The organism is Synechococcus sp. 1G10 (assembly GCF_002252625.1).
GTDB lineage: Bacteria > Cyanobacteriota > Cyanobacteriia > PCC-6307 > Cyanobiaceae > Regnicoccus_A.
Map to the genome: position 1 here is coordinate 1 of NZ_NQKW01000019.1, position 16,599 is coordinate 16,599.

At 65.7% G+C, this 16,599-nt stretch carries 18 protein-coding genes and 1 pseudogene; 9 read left to right on the forward strand and 10 right to left on the reverse strand.

Annotated features, from left to right (window positions below; genetic code table 11):
* Positions 1–437: pseudogene (locus CJZ82_RS13525) on the reverse strand (photosystem II q(b) protein); the annotation flags it as partial.
* A gap of 298 nt (positions 438–735) precedes the next feature.
* Between CJZ82_RS13525 and CJZ82_RS18710 the strand changes: the two are divergent.
* Genes CJZ82_RS18710 through CJZ82_RS13535 form a run of 3 tightly spaced genes read left to right on the forward strand, consistent with a single transcriptional unit; the run spans position 736 to position 1,722 of the window.
* Positions 736–873, forward strand: a complete 138-nt coding sequence (locus CJZ82_RS18710) for a hypothetical protein (protein WP_198949777.1) — start codon at positions 736–738, stop codon at positions 871–873.
* A gap of 44 nt (positions 874–917) precedes the next feature.
* The gene (locus CJZ82_RS13530; protein WP_094556298.1) at positions 918–1,247 is read left to right on the forward strand and encodes a carbohydrate porin; all 330 of its coding nucleotides are present in this window, start codon (positions 918–920) and stop codon (positions 1,245–1,247) included.
* A 52-nt stretch (positions 1,248–1,299) separates the two neighbouring features.
* A complete protein-coding gene (locus tag CJZ82_RS13535) occupies positions 1,300–1,722 on the forward strand; it encodes a hypothetical protein (protein ID WP_198949778.1) in 423 nt (140 codons plus the stop codon).
* Positions 1,723–1,733: 11 nt separating this feature from the next.
* Here the strand turns inward: CJZ82_RS13535 and CJZ82_RS13540 are convergent, their stop codons facing one another.
* Entirely contained in the window at positions 1,734–2,672 is a 939-nt protein-coding gene (locus tag CJZ82_RS13540) for an aspartoacylase (RefSeq protein WP_094556300.1), read from the reverse strand.
* A 91-nt stretch (positions 2,673–2,763) separates the two neighbouring features.
* On the opposite strand from CJZ82_RS13540, the gene CJZ82_RS13545 reads away from it, so the two are divergent.
* From CJZ82_RS13545 to CJZ82_RS13560, 4 genes are all read left to right on the forward strand, one after another.
* A complete protein-coding gene (locus tag CJZ82_RS13545; RefSeq protein WP_094556301.1) occupies positions 2,764–3,735 on the forward strand; it encodes a glutathione S-transferase C-terminal domain-containing protein in 972 nt (323 codons plus the stop codon).
* The gene (locus tag CJZ82_RS13550; protein WP_094556302.1) at positions 3,732–4,394 is read left to right on the forward strand and encodes a DUF2301 domain-containing membrane protein; all 663 of its coding nucleotides are present in this window, start codon (positions 3,732–3,734) and stop codon (positions 4,392–4,394) included. The genes CJZ82_RS13545 and CJZ82_RS13550 overlap by 4 nt, the downstream gene beginning before the upstream one ends.
* The gene (gene abc-f, locus CJZ82_RS13555) at positions 4,391–6,331 is read left to right on the forward strand and encodes a ribosomal protection-like ABC-F family protein (RefSeq protein WP_094556303.1); all 1,941 of its coding nucleotides are present in this window, start codon (positions 4,391–4,393) and stop codon (positions 6,329–6,331) included. The genes CJZ82_RS13550 and abc-f overlap by 4 nt, the downstream gene beginning before the upstream one ends.
* Before the next feature lie 89 nt (positions 6,332–6,420).
* Positions 6,421–6,639 carry a CP12 domain-containing protein gene (locus tag CJZ82_RS13560; RefSeq protein ID WP_094556304.1) on the forward strand — a complete coding sequence of 73 codons (219 nt, stop codon included), beginning with the start codon at positions 6,421–6,423 and terminating at the stop codon, positions 6,637–6,639.
* A gap of 104 nt (positions 6,640–6,743) precedes the next feature.
* On the opposite strand, the gene cgtA is transcribed toward CJZ82_RS13560, so the two are convergent.
* Positions 6,744–7,733: an Obg family GTPase CgtA gene (cgtA, locus tag CJZ82_RS13565; protein ID WP_094556305.1), complete on the reverse strand. Its 990-nt coding sequence runs from the start codon at positions 7,731–7,733 to the stop codon at positions 6,744–6,746.
* A gap of 67 nt (positions 7,734–7,800) precedes the next feature.
* Here cgtA and CJZ82_RS13570 point away from each other — a divergent pair, with 67 nt between their 5' ends.
* A complete protein-coding gene (locus CJZ82_RS13570; RefSeq protein WP_094556306.1) occupies positions 7,801–9,069 on the forward strand; it encodes an ABC transporter ATP-binding protein in 1,269 nt (422 codons plus the stop codon).
* A 9-nt stretch (positions 9,070–9,078) separates the two neighbouring features.
* On the opposite strand, the gene CJZ82_RS13575 is transcribed toward CJZ82_RS13570, so the two are convergent.
* The 5 genes from CJZ82_RS13575 to CJZ82_RS13595 form a co-directional block, all read right to left on the reverse strand.
* A complete protein-coding gene (locus tag CJZ82_RS13575; protein ID WP_198949779.1) occupies positions 9,079–11,499 on the reverse strand; it encodes an endonuclease MutS2 in 2,421 nt (806 codons plus the stop codon).
* Positions 11,496–11,930, reverse strand: coding sequence for a VOC family protein (locus tag CJZ82_RS13580; protein WP_094556307.1), 435 nt, complete (start codon positions 11,928–11,930; stop codon positions 11,496–11,498). The genes CJZ82_RS13575 and CJZ82_RS13580 overlap by 4 nt, the downstream gene beginning before the upstream one ends.
* A gap of 83 nt (positions 11,931–12,013) precedes the next feature.
* Complete coding sequence (gene hemB / locus CJZ82_RS13585; protein ID WP_094556308.1) at positions 12,014–13,015, reverse strand: porphobilinogen synthase; 1,002 nt, start codon at positions 13,013–13,015, stop codon at positions 12,014–12,016.
* A gap of 172 nt (positions 13,016–13,187) precedes the next feature.
* Positions 13,188–14,159, reverse strand: coding sequence for a hypothetical protein (locus tag CJZ82_RS13590; RefSeq protein ID WP_143593674.1), 972 nt, complete (start codon positions 14,157–14,159; stop codon positions 13,188–13,190).
* Between the two features lie 94 nt (positions 14,160–14,253).
* A complete protein-coding gene (locus CJZ82_RS13595) occupies positions 14,254–15,243 on the reverse strand; it encodes a DnaJ C-terminal domain-containing protein (RefSeq protein ID WP_094556310.1) in 990 nt (329 codons plus the stop codon).
* Between the two features lie 134 nt (positions 15,244–15,377).
* On the opposite strand from CJZ82_RS13595, the gene CJZ82_RS13600 reads away from it, so the two are divergent.
* Complete coding sequence (locus CJZ82_RS13600; protein WP_094556311.1) at positions 15,378–15,854, forward strand: hypothetical protein; 477 nt, start codon at positions 15,378–15,380, stop codon at positions 15,852–15,854.
* Between the two features lie 5 nt (positions 15,855–15,859).
* Here CJZ82_RS13600 and CJZ82_RS13605 read toward each other — a convergent pair whose 3' ends face one another.
* Positions 15,860–16,294, reverse strand: coding sequence for a cyclic nucleotide-binding domain-containing protein (locus CJZ82_RS13605; RefSeq protein ID WP_094556312.1), 435 nt, complete (start codon positions 16,292–16,294; stop codon positions 15,860–15,862).
* A gap of 83 nt (positions 16,295–16,377) precedes the next feature.
* Complete coding sequence (locus CJZ82_RS13610; RefSeq protein WP_094556313.1) at positions 16,378–16,593, reverse strand: hypothetical protein; 216 nt, start codon at positions 16,591–16,593, stop codon at positions 16,378–16,380.
* Positions 16,594–16,599: the final 6 nt, after the last annotated feature.

The window sequence follows — 16,599 nt, forward strand, 5'->3', positions numbered from 1 at the left end:
GCCACGCAGATCCAGGGGCGCATGCCGAGGCGGTAGGAAAGTTCCCACTCGCGGCCCATGTAACAGAAGACGCCGATCAGGAAGTGGAAGACCACCAGCTGGTAGGGACCGCCGTTGTAGAGCCACTCGTCGAGGCTGGCGGCTTCCCAGATCGGGTAGAAGTGCAGGCCGATGGCGTTGCTCGAAGGAACAACAGCGCCGGAAATGATGTTGTTGCCGTAAAGCAGCGAGCCGGCAACGGGCTCACGGATGCCGTCGATGTCGACGGGAGGTGCAGCGATGAAGGCCACGATGAAGCAGATGGTGGCAGCCAGCAGGGTGGGGATCATCAGCACACCGAACCAGCCCACGTAGAGGCGGTTATTGGTGGAGGTGACCCACTCGCAGAACTGGCTCCAGGCAGACGCGCCCTGGCGCTGCTGAAGGGTGGTGGTCATGAGAGCGTGAGTGTGTGCCCCGGAAGGAGCGGGTAGGTAGAACGACAACCCGGATCAGAAATTTCTGTCCGCTCGGCTCGAAAGCCTGTCGCCTGCTGCAATGTAACAGACCATTGCGGGATGTGTGAGGCGCTTAAGGTTTGCTTGCGGCTTCAGCGGGCTGGAGACTCGCGGTTTTGAGTAGGACCCGGATTGGCCCGGCCATGTGTCGCCCTCGCGACATTCCGCTGGGCATCCGTACCGATGCACACCAAGCAGGCTTAAGGTTTTCTTCAGACCGTTCCATCGAGGTGATCCCATGGTCCTGATCTGCTGGGATCTGGGCGGTAACCGCTCCACCGAAACATTGCCCATGAACCAGCTGCGCCGGCGCCGCCACCACCTGGAGAGCCTTGGGGCAGTCATCTACTGGAGCGAGCGTCTGGTCAACGCCTGACGGTCTTGCTAGTTGTGCGGTGTCCCATCAGGTCTGCCGCTGAGATGCCCTTGCGTTCACGCCCCTCAAGGCCACTACTTGCTGGAGGCCTTGCTCTGCTTGCCCTGGGTCTGGCCGGCTGTCCCAGTTCTCCGTCGAAGGAGAGTCAACGCTTGGAGCAACTGGAGCAACGGCTCCAGCAGATCGAACAGCGCCTGGCGAGTCCGGCGCGCCCCGATCCCGCTGACCCCTCCGGCAAGCCCCCGGCCGGTGTGGTCAAGTCGCTGACTTTCCGAATGGACAGCCAGGACGACCGCCTGCGGATCTACTGGGCCGATGGCAGCTCGACCGATCTTCCCTGCACCAAGGAGCAGGGGACCTGGGCCTGTGGCTGATCTGAACACGACCCGCCCCTGAGCCGAGCACAACTGATTCATGGTGGTGGGTATGCGTCCACTTCTTGCTCTCACGGCCTGCCTCGCACTCCTGGCGGCCAGACCATCCGTGGCCCAGGACAGCTACGAGCTCTTTCCCTTCACCCGCCAGCGGGCCACAAATGTGGCCCGCATGTACGCCGAACGACTCAATGGTGGCTTGACGGTCTACCGGCCGGACGCGTGCATGTACAACCGTGGTGGTGGCGCCTGCCTGGTCAAGGGCGATACCAATGGCTACATCTTCCGCTTTCTGGGAGGGCCTCCGGGCTGGCAGATCCTCGGTCTGGCTCCAACGGCCGAAAGCGAAATCGAAGTCTCAGCCGATGGCCGCTCCGTTGTGAAGCTGATCTACAACGGAGCCCCCCGGCCTGTAGGGCAGAGCCCCCAGCAGACACCACCGGCTGAACCTGTCCCGGGCGGGGCGGCCATCTGAGCGCTGGACGCTCAACCAGGTGCAGCCATCAGCTGTTTCGCCAGCTGGTGCAGGCCCTCTGCCCAGTCCGATTCGCATGGCCAGCGTTCCCGGCTGGTCAGACTGAGGGCGATTCCCTTTTCGCCGTAGGCCGCCTCGTTGATGAATACCGGCCAGAGCGGCCCGGGATCGGCGGACTCATAGCGAAGGGTTTCACCACCCGCTGTGACGAAGAGGGGATCGCCGGGGAAGATCGCTTGCCAGTCGCGGTGCTGTCGCAGCGGATGCAGGCAAGCGGCCGGGCGTCCATCGGGGCGGCGCGGTAGATCAAGGCTGCCCAGGTGGCGGTGCACCGTGAGCCCCCGGGGCAGGGCCAGATCACCCCGCCTGGCTGAGGCCAGGACCATCAGGGCCGCCTCCAGTGCCCGCTGGGTCTGGTGGCAGATCGCGGAGTTGACCACCCCCTGCGGTACCGGACCCACCTCGATCACCAGGCCGCAGGGCCAGCACTCCAGCAGAAACCCCTGTTGGTTGGCATCGTCCTCATGCAGATAGATCGGCAGGCCAAGCAACGCCTGGATGCCCGCCGCCAGAGCCAGATCCGCTGGTCGCCGCCCGTACACCACCAGGGAATTGCCCATGGCGGCTGTTGTGCTGTGCAGATCAAGCACCAGGGCACAGGGCTGGGTTCCGGCCGGCCCGTGCAGGGCCAGCAGCTCACGGGCCCTCTGCACCTCCCGATCAGCTGGGCCGGGGGCCTCGAGCAGGGCGCTGGTGAACGAGCGGTTCAGGTCGCGATCGAGATAGCGACGTCCTGCCGCGAAAGCTGCTGGATTGCCGATCACCAGCTGCAGCCCAAGGCCGGAGCTATCGAGGGCGCCGGGGTGAGCCAGCCAGTGCTCCAGCAGCCAGGGGGCGTTGCGTTCATTGCCATGGGTGCCGGCCACCACCAGAACCTGTGCCGCGCCCATTGCAACGCCTCCTGCGGAACATATTTGCCGCCAGCCTGGCGCAGCGGGAGGCCGCTGCGGGCCAGAGTCACAGGCAGCGCTGAACCCTGCCATGGCCGTTCCTCCCCCGCTGGTCGCCGGCGTGCGTGCCGCCTGGCGCTGCCAGTGGCGCCAGCTGATGAAGGGCCTGGGCCCAGCCGACGCCGCCGGGAACTACCGGCGCCCTGAGAGCGCCTTCGCCGCCACCCCGGAACTGCCTGCCACGGCCGCCAACGCTGGCGTCCACGGGCTGATCGTGGGACGCAGCTGCCCCTGGGCCCACCGGGCCTGGCTGGTGTGGAGCCTGCGCCAGCTCGCCGGCAGCCTGGAGCTTGTTGTGGTGGAACCCGATCCCAAGGCAGGCCGCTGGCGCTTCGATACCCCCTATGAGGGGGCCAACGCCCTGGTGGAGCTCTACAGGCGCAGTGGCGGTGACCCGAAAGCCCGTGCCACGGTGCCCGCCCTCTACGACCGCCCCGGCCGCCGGATCCTTGTGAACGAAAGCGCCCGGCTGATCGAACTGCTCAACCGCTGGCCCGCCCCACAGGGGGCTCCGGATCTGCTGCCGGAGGAGCAGGCGGAGGCGATCAGCCACTGGCGGCAGCGGCTGCAGGAGACTGTTAACGATGGGGTCTACCGCTGCGGCTTCGCGCGCACCCAGGCCGCCTACGACCGGGCCGAAGCTGAACTGTTCGCCAGCCTGGAGGCGGCGGAGACAGCCCTGGAGCAGGGAGGTCCCTGGCTGTGCGGTGAGCGGCTCACCCTGGCGGATGTGGTGCTCTTTCCGACCCTGATCCGCCTGGAGCTGGTCTATGCCCCCCTGTTCGGCTGCAGCCGCCGGCCGCTCTGGAACTTCCCTGCCCTGATGAGCTGGCGCGCCCGCCTGCATGCCCTCCCCGGGGTGGCTTCCACCTGCTTTGACCAGTCATGGCGCCACGACTACTTCGGGGCCCTCTTTCCCCTCCACCCATCAGGGATCGTTCCGGCAGGGGCGGATCTGGCCACACTGGTGGCAGGCCCAGCTCCCTCGCGACCCCAGCCATGACCGATCAATCCCAGAACGAGGGCAGCCCGGACGATCCAGTGTTCGAGGGCGTCTATGGACCTTTCACGATCACGTCCCTCGACCGGCGCGAGGTGCTTGGCTACCGCCTGGCCCTGCTGGGGTTGGCCCTGGCCCAGGCGGGGCTGCTGCTGCAGTGGGCGCTCTGGGGCAGCCGGGGGCTCTGGCCGTGGCTGGTGCTGATGGCCGTGGGGCTGGGCCTGGCCCTGCGCTGGATTCACATCTACCTGCGGCCGCTGCACCGGGCCCTCCAGCTGTTCTGGTTGCTGGGCTGTGCCGGCGGGGTGTCCCTGGCCCTGCGCTCGGGTCAGGCCGCCATGCTCGAAACCCTGGCGGCCGACTCCCGCTGGATCTGGGCTGTGGGGCCGTTCTTCGCGGCCCTGGCGGGGGTGGGCTTCAAGGAATTCTTCTGCTTCCAGCGGCCCGAAGCGATCGGGGTGACCCTCTTGCTGCCGGTGGCGCTGCTGGGCCGCCTGGTGGGCCTGCTCGATGACCGCACCACCTTCACCCTGTTGGCCATCGAAGCTGGGTTGCTGCTGATCCTGACCCTGCGCAAATTCCCGATGCAGGCCGCCGCCGATGTGGGCGACAAGAGCGTCTTTGCTTATCTGGAGAGCCAGAGGCCTCCCTCGCGAGCGTGACCCTGATCAGCCTGGTGGGGGTCAGCAAGGACTTCGGCCTTCGCACCCTCTTTGAAGACCTCGACCTGCACCTGCAGGAGGGAGACCGTCTGGGGCTGATTGGCCCCAATGGCGCCGGCAAATCGACCCTGCTGAGGTTGCTGGCGGGGCTGGAGCCGCCGGGGGAAGGCGAGCGGCGCTGCTCCGGGCGGCTGAAGGTGGTGATGGTGGCCCAGGAGCCGGATCTTGATCCCGAGCGCACCGTGCTGGAGCAGGTGTTCGAGGACAGCGGCGAGAAAATGGCGCTGCTGCGCCGCTTCACCGAAGTGAGCCAGGACCTGGCGAACGACCCCGGGAATCAGGCCCTGCTCGGGGAGCTCAGCGACCTGCAGGCGCGCATGGACCAGGCCAACGCCTGGAGCCTGGAGCAGCAGTGCCATGAGGTGCTCGAGCGCCTGGGCATCAGCGACGTGCACCGGCGGGTGGGTGAGCTCTCCGGCGGATTCCGCAAGCGGCTGGCCCTGGCGGCGGCACTGGTGGCGGAGCCCGATGTGCTTCTGCTCGATGAACCCACCAACCATCTCGACGCGCTCTGCATCGAATGGCTGCAGGGGCAGCTGGAGCGCTTCCCCGGTGCCCTGGTGCTGATCACCCACGACCGCTACGTGCTCGACCGGGTTGCCCGCCGCATCGTCGAGGTGGACCGAGGCGTGGCCCGTAACTATCCCGGAAACTACGCCACCTACCTGCAGACCAAGGCCGAAGAAGAGGCGATCGAAGCGGCCAGCGCCACGAAGTTCAAGGGGGCCCTGCGGCGGGAGCTGGAATGGCTGCGCCGCGGTCCCCAGGCCCGCAGCACCAAGCAGAAGGCCCGGATCCAGCGGATCGAGGCGATGCAGGAGGCCCCGAAGCGCCAGAGCAAGGGACAGCTCAGCCTGGTCAGCGCCCATCGCCGTCTCGGCAAGAAGGCAATCACGGCTGAGCATCTCAGCGTCTGGGCCGAACCGGGCCCCGTCCCTGCCGACGGGGCGCCAGACACTGGCCGACTCCTGCTGCGCGATTTCAGCTACGACTTCAGTCCCGAAGACCGGGTGGGGATCATCGGGGCCAACGGCTCAGGGAAATCGACCTTGCTCGATCTGATTGCCGGCCGCCGCCAACCCCAGCAGGGACGCCTGGAGCTGGGCAGCACGGTGCGAGTGGCCTACTTCGATCAGCAGGCCGAGGGGCTTTCCAGCGACCGGGGGCTGGAGCGCAAGCTGATCGACTACGTGCAGGAGGAGGCCAGCCGCATCGAGGTGGATGGAGTGGCCGTCAGCGCCTCCCAGCTGCTGGAGCGGTTCCTGTTCCCCCCCGCCCAGCAGCACAGCCCGATCGGACGACTCTCCGGCGGCGAACGGCGGCGGCTCTACCTCTGCCGGCTGCTGATCAGCGCCCCGAATGTGCTGCTGCTCGATGAGCCCACCAACGACCTCGACGTGCACACCCTCACGGTGCTCGAAGACTTCCTGGAGGATTTCCGCGGCTGTGTGGTGGTGGTCTCCCACGACCGCTACTTCCTCGACCGCACCGTGGACCGGTTGTTCTGCTTCGAAGCCGGTGAGCTCAGGCGTCATGAGGGCAACTACAGCGCCTACCTGGAGCGGATGGCGGCAGGGGCCGAAGCACGCACGGCGGCGGCAGCGACTCCATCAAGAACCCCGGCAGCGGCACTGAAAGGGTCGGTGACCCCAGCGCCCAGGCGGCGCAGCTTCAAGCAGAGCCGGGAGCTGGAGGAGCTGGAGCAGTCGCTGCCGGAGTGGGAAGCGCGGCGGGCGCAGCTGGAGCAGGAGCTGTCAGCAGGAGCAGGCGGCGACTACTCCCGTCTCGAGAGCCTCACCCACGACCTGGCTGCGTTGCTGGAGCGCATCGAGCGCGGTGAGGAGCGCTGGCTGGAGCTCAGTGAGCTGGGCACTTGATCAGCTCTGGATCACATTGCCCCCATGGCCCGGGAGGGCCCCCGTATGGTGGACTCGATAAGCCCCGGTAGCCGAAGGCCGGCCTTCCTATGACTTCCATCGACGAGCACATCCGCAAGGATCAGATCGAAATCGAAACGGCGAAGGCCGTCGGTAACGAGGCGAAAGTGCGCCACCTCGAAGAAGAGCTCAAGTCGCTCGAGGAATACAAATCGCATCACCCCGAAGACGATCACGATCCCAATTCGCTTGAGGTCTATTGCGATCTCAACCCCGAAGCTCCCGAGTGCCGGGTCTACGACGACTGATCAGCCTTCACGTTCTACTGGTCGCCAGACCTGTTGCCATACGGCCCTCACCCCCCTGAGCGGGGGTTTTTTCATGGAACCCCACGCTGGCCTCCTAGCATTCACTAGATCCCCAGCTCTTTCCAGACCTCAGCAAGCAGTCCATCGAGGCCCCAGTTGGTGGCTGCAGAAATCAGCAGCACCTCGCCGCCCCAGAGAGCAGCCAGGGCGGCGCGGGCTGCCTCAAGCTGATCGGGCAGCAAGAGCTCACTTTTGTTGAGGGCCAGGATCCTGGGGCGTTGATCGAGGCCATGGCCGTAAGCCACCAGCTCCTGCTCCACCACTGCCAGGTCGCTGGTGACATCTGCGCTGGAGGCATCCACCAGATGCACCAGCAGGCGGGTGCGCTCGATGTGACGCAGGAAGTCGTGGCCCAGACCGGCTCCCTGGGCAGCGCCGGCGATCAGGCCGGGGATATCCGCGAAGACGGTGCCATCCCCGCTCGGGCGGCGCACCACCCCCAGGTTAGGCACCAGGGTGGTGAAGGGATAATCGGCGATCTTGGGCTTGGCGGCGGAGAGCACGCTGATCAGGGTGCTCTTACCGGCATTGGGCAGGCCGATGATGCCCACCTCAGCCAGCAGCTTGAGCTCCAGTTGGAGCTGGCGCTCCTCACCGTCCTTGCCTTCGGTGCATTTCTCCGGCGCCCGGTTGCGGTTGCTGAGGTAGTGAGCATTTCCCAGGCCGCCGCGGCCCCCAGCCGCCACCCGCAGCCGGTCGCCGGGTTCGGTGAGGTCACCGAGCAACTGCTCGCTTTCCTGCAGACGCACCTCGGTGCCGCAGGGTACCCGGATCACAAGGTCGTCGCCGCTGGCACCACTGCGTCTGTTAGGCCCTCCGCGGCGACCTTCCGGGGCCTCGAACAACCGCTTGTATTTGAAGTCGAGCAGGGTCTGCAGGTTCGGATCGGCCTCGAGCCAGACGGTGCCGCCATTGCCGCCATCTCCGCCGGAGGGGCCACCGGCGGGCACATACTTTTCACGTCGGAAAGCGACGATGCCATCTCCGCCACGGCCGCCCTGGACCGCGATGCGGGCTTGATCAATGAACTGCAAGGGAAGACCGCAGGGACTGGGCCAGATGGATCACCAACCCTAGGATCGGCCGGTCGGAGGGCTGATCTTGGCTGAGGTGCGCTTCCAGAAGGTCAGCAAGACCTTCCCACCCCGGCGGGGGAGTGCGCCGGTGGAGGTGCTGCGGCAGCTGGATCTGACCGTGCACGACGGCGAATTCCTGGTGCTGGTGGGTCCCTCGGGCTGCGGCAAGAGCACCCTGCTACGCATCCTGGCGGGTCTCGAAACTCCCAGCAGCGGTGAGATCCGGGTGGGAGAGCGCGCCGTGAGCGGCTTACGGCCGGCCCAGCGCGATGTGGCGATGGTGTTTCAGAGCTACGCCCTCTACCCCCACCTGAGCGTGTCCGACAACATCGGCTTCGGGCTTCGGCGCAGCCGACCCAGAAACACCATCCAGCAGCTGCAGGACGGACTTCACAAGTTCACGCGGCGCCTGCCCGCCGGGCTGCGGGTCCCTTCCGAGCGGGAGCGGCGGATTGAGGAGCGGATCAAGGCTGTGGCCGAGCAACTGGAACTCACCCCGCTGCTTGAGCGTCTGCCCAAGGAGCTCTCCGGCGGCCAGAAGCAGCGGGTGGCCCTGGGCCGGGCCATCGCCCGTCAGCCGAAGGTGTTCCTGATGGATGAACCGCTCAGCAACCTCGACGCCAAGCTCCGCACCGGCACCAGGGCCCAGATCGTGGCGCTGCAGCGGGAGCTGGGCATCACCACCCTCTACGTCACCCATGACCAGGTGGAGGCGATGACCATGGGCCACCGCATCGCCGTACTGAACCAGGGACGGCTCCAGCAACTGGGAACGCCGATGGAGCTCTACCAGCATCCCGCCAACCTGTTCGTGGCCCAGTTCATCGGCAGCCCGCCCATGAACCTCCTGCCTGTGGAGCAGGTTGGAGCCGATCAGGTCCAGCTCGCCGGTCGTCGGTTTCTGGTGGAAGGGGAGATGGCCCTGGCCCTCGAAGCCCGGGCCGGTGGCGGAGGGGGCGGCAGTCTCACGGCAGGGCTACGGGCGGAGCACTTCAAGCTGGCGCCCGCCACCAACCGCAACCTGGAGGCGGAAGTCACCCATCTCGAGGCCCTTGGCAACGAACTGCTGATCAGCTGCCGGCTGATCGGTGGCAGCCATCTGATTCAGGTGCGCACGGACCCTGACCAGCGCCTGAAGGCAGGTCAGAGGATCCACCTGGAGATCGATCCGCAGGGATGGCGCTTCTTCGAGTCCGACGGCGAGGCCCTGCCCAGGCCGGAGCCCATGCCTGTGAAGGGCGGCGCCAAGGGACACCAGGACGAGATGGAGGTGGTGTTGCCGGAACTGGGTTGAGGCGACGCCTCATTTCGGCCAGATCACGCTGCAGCCCTGGCCGCCATCGCCACGCTCGGCATCACTGACCCGCTCCACCCAGGGCACGGTGGCCAGCCACTGGCGCAGTCCGCGTTTGAGCTTGCCTGTACCGATGCCATGGATCACCCAGAGCGGGCCATTGGCGTTGCGCAGTTGCTCCTCCACAGCGGCTTCCGCCTCATGCACCCGCATCCCGCGCACGTCCACGGTGTTGCGTTCGCCTCGCACCTGGGGGCCTGAGCCGCCCAGGTGGCGCCCGCTGGCGCGCACCTCGATCACGGGCTGAGCCTGCTCTGGCGGAGCGGGCTTCTCACCCTGCAGGCTCTCGATGCCGGAGAGATCGACCTGCAGCCGCAGCACGCCGCAGCGCACGCTCAGTTCGCGGCCATCGGCGCTGATCGCCAGCACCTGGGCCGCCTTGCCCAGGGAAAGCAGGCGAATGCGCTCCCCCACCACCGGCCGCCAGCCGCTGGTGGCCCGGCGCTGGGGCTGGGGCGTGTGCTCCAGCTGGAGCTGCTTGAGCCGCATGCCCGCCTGGCGCGCTCGCTCGCCATCGCCACCGCCCTGGCGCAGGCGCCGGATGATCCGGCGCACCTCCTGCTGCCCGTCGCGGATCGAGTGCTCCAGGGCCTGACGCCGCTGCTCCTGGAGTTCCACCGACTGCTCCTGCTGCTGCTGCCAGCGCTGCAGCAACTCCTCATGCAGCAGTTCGGTGCGCGCCAGCAGGGCCGCCGCCTCCTCTGCCGCCTCCTGCTGACGGCGGCGCTGATCTTCGAGGCCCCGGATCACCTGGTTCAATTCCCCCTCGCCCCGGGGCACGAGCAGGCTGTTGGCTTCAGCGATCACCTCCGAATCCAGCCCCAGCCGCTTGGCGATCGCCAGGGCGTTGCTGCGGCCGGGGATGCCCCATTGCAGGTGATACGTGGGGGAGAGGGTGTCGCTGTCGAAGGCCACCGAGGCGTTCTCGAAGCGGCTGTCGGTGTACTTGAGCGCCTTGAGTTCACCGAAGTGGGTGGTGGCGATGGTGAGTCGGGCCCGTTCCGCCAGGTGGCGGAGCAGCGCGATCGCCAGGGCCGTGCCTTCGGTGGGATCGGTGCCGGCACCCACCTCATCCAGCAGCACCAGAGTGGCTCCCGGCGACGACGGGGGGGCGTCCAGGGCTTCGAGGATGCGGGCGATGCGACGCACGTGGCCGCTGAAGGTGGAAAGGTTCTGCTGCAACGACTGTTCGTCACCTATATCGGCCAGCACCAGGGAGCACCAGGGCAGTTGGGGAGTGCCGGAGCAGGGCAGGAACAGCCCGGCCCGCGCCATCAGAGCCACCAGGCCCACACTCTTGAGGGTCACGGTTTTGCCACCGGTGTTCGGGCCGGTGATCGCCACCACCCGCAACTCCTCGCTCACGGACACCGTGACGGGCACCACCCTGGCCTCCCCGCCGCGTTGCTCCTGCCAGAGCAGCAGCGGGTGGCGCAGATCACGCAGCAGAACCGGCGCCTGAGGGTCGGCGGAAAGTTCCGGGCGCACGGCACCCAGCCACCGGCCGTAGCGGGCTCTGGCAAGGGCGACGTCAAGGGCCACCAGCACCCGGTGCAGCTCCTCGAGGGCTGGCACCTCTTCGGCCACCAGGGCACTGAGGCTGGAGAGCACCCGCCATTCCTCCTGACGCTCCCGTCCTTCCAGCTCCCGGATCTGGTTGCCGAGCGTGATCACGGCCTTCGGCTCGATGAACACCGTGCTGCCCGAAGCGGAACTGTCATGCACCAGCCCCGGCAACTGGGAGGCGGCTGTCACCTTCACCGCCAGCACCGGGCGGCCATTGCGCTCGGAGATCACGCTGTCCTGAAGCAGCCCCCCCTGGCGGCGCATCAACTCCTGGAGGCGATCCCGCCGCTGCTGACGCAGGCCAGCCAGCTGCTGGCGGACGCCGGCCAGCTCGGGGCTGGCTCGGTCCGCCACCCGGCCGCCCTCCTCCAGGCAGAAGCGCAGGCGCTGCTCCAACTCCGGCAGGGTGCGCAGATCGCGCATCAGCAGGCCGCAGACGGGGCGCAGCTCTGGAGCCTCGATCTGGCGGCGCAGGCGGCGGGCCACCGCCTGGGTGGAGGCCACCGCCAGCAGATCTTCGCCTGCGGCCGTGCCTCCCTTGGCGCAGTGGCGCAGGGTGCCGCTGAGATCGGCGGCGCCCAGGAAGCTGAGCCCCCCCTCGATCAGGCCATCAAGGTCGAGGAGCTCGCTGGTTTCCGCGAGCAGGCGCAGACTCTCGGCGCGATCATCAGCAAGGGGCAGTGAGCGGCAGTGGGCAGCGCCGGCACTGGTGCTCGCGAAGCTCGCCAGGTGCTGCCCCAGCCGCTCCCACTCGAGCAGCTCAAGGGCTTCGGCTGCGATCGCCGTCGTGGCGGAGGGGCTCAAACCGGCTCCTGCCCAGGCGCGGCCTGCCCTCGCGCCTGAAGCGGCATCACCGGTTGGCCGGTGTTGGAGGCGATGCCGGCTGGTGGCTCATAAAGCATCTCGAGCCAGTTGCCCTCGGAATCCTGCAGATAAAAGGAGGCGGTGCCGTCACGGTGGTCATGAATGGGCCCGACCCGGTGCCCGGAAGCCTCCAGCTGGGCATGGACCTGATCCACCCCGGCGCGGTCCTCGAAGTGGAAGGCGAAGTGTGGGCCAGCCTGGCGGTAGCTGGGGGCGAGCAGGGCGATGCCGTCGCCGGATTCAGGCGACTGGAGATAGGCCCAGTCGTCGGCATCCCAGGTGACACGCAGACCGAGCGCCACGTAAAAAGCCTTGGCCCGGGCCATGTCCTGTACTTGCACGGCCACATGGCCCAGTCGCTGCACGGCCATGGCCGTTCACTGTCGCTGGTGCCATTCTGATCGGCCGGTGGGCCCGACCGGGGCTGGTCCGGCGTCGCTGCACGCCGCCGCGCTCAGCCTTCCCGCAACCAGCTGGCTGCCTCGCAGGCGTGATACGTGAGGATCAGATCGGCCCCGGCCCGCTTGAAGCAGAGCAGGGTTTCCAGCACCACAGCCCGCTCATCGATCCACCCCCGCTCGGCGGCCGCCTTGACCATGGAGTACTCACCACTGACGTTGTAGGCGGCGATCGGCAGTTCGGTTTCGCCGCGCAGGCGGTGGATGATGTCGAGGTAGGCCAGGCCTGGCTTCACCATCAGGATGTCGGCCCCCTCCTGTTCGTCGAGCAGGGCTTCGGTGAGCGACTCTCGGCCATTGGCCGGATCCATCTGGTAGGTGCTCTTGTCCTTGGGAATGGGCTTGCTGGAGTCGGTGCGCGGGGCGGAATCCAGGGCTTCACGGAACGGGCCGTAATACGCGGAGGCGTACTTGGCGGTGTAACTGATGATCCCAACGTGCTCGAAACCCTCCTCATCGAGGGCTTCACGGATGGCGCCGACACGGCCATCCATCATGTCGCTGGGGCCGATCAGATCAGCGCCTGCCCTGGCCTGGGCCACCGCCTGGCGGCAGAGGATCGCAACGGTGTCGTCGTTGAGCACCACGCCTTCAGGGCTGACGATGCCGTCGTGACCGTCGCAGGAGTAGGGGTCAAGGGCAACGTCGGTCATGATCGCCATGCCGGGATGATCCTGCTTGAGCCGCCTGATCGCACGGGGGATGAGGCCACCCTCGTTGAAGCATTCAGCGCCGTCCTCGGTTTTGAGGCCATCGGCCACCTTGGGGAAGAGCACCACGCAGCGGATGCCGAGATCCCAGGCACGGCCCACCTCCTCCACCAGCCCGTCCAGGCTCCAGCGCTGAGCCCCGGGCATGGCAGCGATCGGCTCATTGCTGGCCCCCTCATGCACGAACAGGGGGTAGATGAAATCGGCGGGGCTGAGCTGGAACTCGCGCACCATGGCCCTGAGGGCTGGCGTGCGGCGCAGGCGCCGCGGACGGTAGGTGAGTTCCATGCAACCAGAATGGGTATCTCGATCGTAAAGCCCCACAGGCTCAGAATAGTTTAAAAAACAATTTAAGGCAACGGGCTTTTAAATTAGCCAGGCAAGAATGGCAACAGCGAAGAATCCAGCCAGCGCACTTAGCTGATAAGCTTTGTCCACGCCGTTAATCCTTTTCAGTGCGTCACTTTTCTGATGGCCATGAGTTGCCGCATATACATTGCTGCCCCACAGGAAGAGCACAAACAACACAAGAATACGCATAGAGACAATCGAGAAAGGTAAGATAGCTAAGGGACGGCAATTCGGCCTTGTATGATTGCTGGAGAAAGATCAGAGTCAGCAGGGCGGTAGAAGGAATCGCCAGGCGGATCTCACCCAGCCCCCCATCCAACAGGGGAGCCAGCAACACAATCAGCATCACGATCAGAAGCGGCAGGATCCAGGTCACGAAACTGGAGAACGGATCGCCCCTCATCACCACCTGAACACTGAGGCGCGAGTAGTCCAGATCGCCCTGATCCAGCCCCCAGCTTGTCCCGTAGGAGTGGAGCGACGATACAGATCGAATGGACTCGATATCATAACCATTGATCGATGCATAACTGCCAACCTTGCTGTTGCCTGAATCGGTATCGGGAACAAGCACAACATTTCCCTGTTGGCGCGCCAATGCGTCAGGAACAACTTCAAGAACCAGTGGCAACACCAAGCGTTCAAAAGGTGATCGCCTGAGATCGACATCGGGAATGTAAAGACTCGTGGAAAAACGAAAGCGCTGATAAAAACGATCTCCAGGCCTGGGCAACGGGGCCGCCGTATCAGGCTGGATCAGGGCCGACGACGAGTTCACCTGATTGGTAATCTCCACCAGCTGAAGCGGGGTGATTCCCTCAGCCTCCATCAGGTTCTGCACCTGCCTTGGCCATTCCAACCAATAGAAACCCTCAGCATTGAAGATCCTCTGCCGCAAGGACAAGCTGTGAAGGTTCTCGATAAACGTGCCGACCTCAATTCCGATTCCGTTCGAGTCGGCAAGTTCTTTCCCAGGATTCACCAACCTGGTTTCTTCATGAACCAGTGCCGTTGGCAAACCTCGCTCCAGCGGCACAACTGCCTTAACGGCCACCAAAACCCCGATCACCAGGAGCGCCAACCAAAGCCAAAGCCACCGCCGTTGCAGACCCAAACTCTGACCAATTTCTCTCGGGAGAAGTCTGCTGGATCAACCGATGGTCCGTTGCGTGGCTTCAGAGCCTGGCGGCATTCATCCAGTCACGGCGGGGATCGAGGCTGCGGGCCTCTCGCAGCTTCTCCAGCAGCTTCCGTTCTGTGTCGCTGAAGAGCTCCGGCAGCTTGAGGGTGAGGCTCAGCAGGAGATCACCCCGCCCATCCTTGATTGGCCAACCCTTGCCTTTGAGACGCAGACTGCGGCCCAGGGCTACACCGGGAGGTACCTGCACGGTGGCTTCCCCATCGGGGGTGGCCACCCTCACCTCACCGCCAAGAGCCAGCTCATCAAGGCTGAGAGGCAGGTCGGCGCGGAGCTGATCGCCATCCAGGCGCCAGATCGGGTGGTCCTGGAGCTGAAGATTGAGGTAGAGATCGCCGCGGCGGCCGGTGCCGGGCTGCAGGTTGCCCTTGCCCTTGAGCCGCAGGCGGCTGCCACTCCGCACCCCGGCCGGAACACGGACCTGTACCCGCTCCTCGTTGACGGCCAAGGTGCGCTCGCAGCCACGGAAGGCTTCAGCGAAGCTGAGGCTGATGGTGGCTTCCGCATCCAGATTGAGGACGCCGCTTCGACCTGTCGCTGGCCCGCCGAAACCGCTGGCAAAGCCTCCGGGGAAACCGCCCGAGAACCCGAACCCACCGGGGCCTGCCCCAAAACCGGTATTTCCCTGGGCCCCGCCGAAGCGGCCGAGCAGGTCGTTGATGAATTCGTCGAAGTTGCCGTAGCGGCCGAAATCCACATCGAAGCCCGGGGCTGCGCCGGCACCTCCGCCGGCCTGGCTCCAGTACTGGCCGAACTGCTCATAGCGCCGACGCTTGTCGGGGTCGGAGAGCACCTCATAGGCCTCACTGATCTCCTTGAACTTGGCCTCTGCCGTGGCATCACCGGGGTTCACATCCGGGTGGTACTGGCGGGCCAGCTTGCGAAACGAGCGCTTGACGGCATCGGCATCAGCACTGCGCTCAACGCCCAGAACCTTGAAGTAGTCGCGGTAGCCGTTGGCATTCATCGAGACAAGCCCATCGGTACGCGAGACGTCGCATGAGCTCCAGTGTCCCAGCCAAAGGTTCGAACAGGTGCCCCCCGAAAGGGCGGAAGCCCGAACGCAGCCCTAATCTCGAGGCACCTGAGACTGGAACCTTGATGCCTGATGCCACCCCCGGCCACCCCCGGGCTATCCGGCTGCTTTCCCTGGCACTGATGAGCCTGAGCCTGGTCATGGTGGGGGCCTCAGGCAGCGGCCGCAACCAGGCACTCGCCCGTGAGGGCAGCCCATCGGACAGTGGCAGCCTCGGCGAAGCCGTGAGCCCATCCACGCCGGAGCAGAAGGCTCTGGTGGAACATCTGCGCACACGCGGAGCGATCTTTTACGGCGCCTGGTGGTGTCCCCACTGTTTCCACCAGAAGAACCTCTTCGGCACTGAGGCGGGCCAGCGCTTGCCCTACGTTGAATGCGACAAGGACCAGGCCGGGCGAGAACGCTGCCAGGCGGCCAAGATCCGCGCCTTTCCCACCTGGGATCTTGGTGGCGAGCGCCGTGAAGGACTGCTGACCATCGAGGAACTGGCTGTCTGGAGTGGCTTCAAGACCAAGGCCGGGGGCAGCTCCAGCAGCCGCTGAAACGATCAGTTGAAACCGTAAGGAGCGGTGGTGTCCCGCAGCCGCTGGGCCAGCTCCTTGATTACGGCCTGAACAATCTCGGGGTGATCAGCCATCAAGGCCTGCAAGGTAGCCTGCTCGATGCGATAGAGCGTGGTTGGATCGATCGCGCTCACGGATGCCGAGCGTGGTTCCGGATCGAGGGCGGCAAGCTCTCCCACGATTTCGCCATCCTCAAGTTCCACCACGGTCTGCTCACCGATGTGGATGCGCACTTTGCCAGCCACGATCACATACATGGAGGTGCCGAGGTCACCCTTGGCAAAAAGCTGCTCACCGGCAGCGAGATGCACTTCTTCCAGAGCTTCAGCCAACTGGAGCAGCACTTCATCCGGCGTGGCGGCGAAGATACCGACGGTTTGAAGCCTCAGCAGCTTTTCTTGTATGGCCGCGCTGGTCATGGGGTTGGGGGAATGGCGGCCTGAAGTCTGATCAGACCGTTGGGTGCGGAAGCGATGGCGCTGTCCTGCAATCAATTATGTCGTCAAAGTGGGGGCTCATCCAGCTGGTGCGTGGCTTGGAGGCAGCCGGATTCAGCGAGGGCATGGCGGATGGTGATCAGTAACCGATCAAAACCATCGCTGTCTTCCAATCCCTTCCAGAACCACTGGGTTTCAGGATTGCACTGCTCCACCTGCTTCCTCAGATCCGCCGGCAGGGCGGACCAATCGGGAAGGTGGGGCAATTCAGGACGGCTCATGGCGGG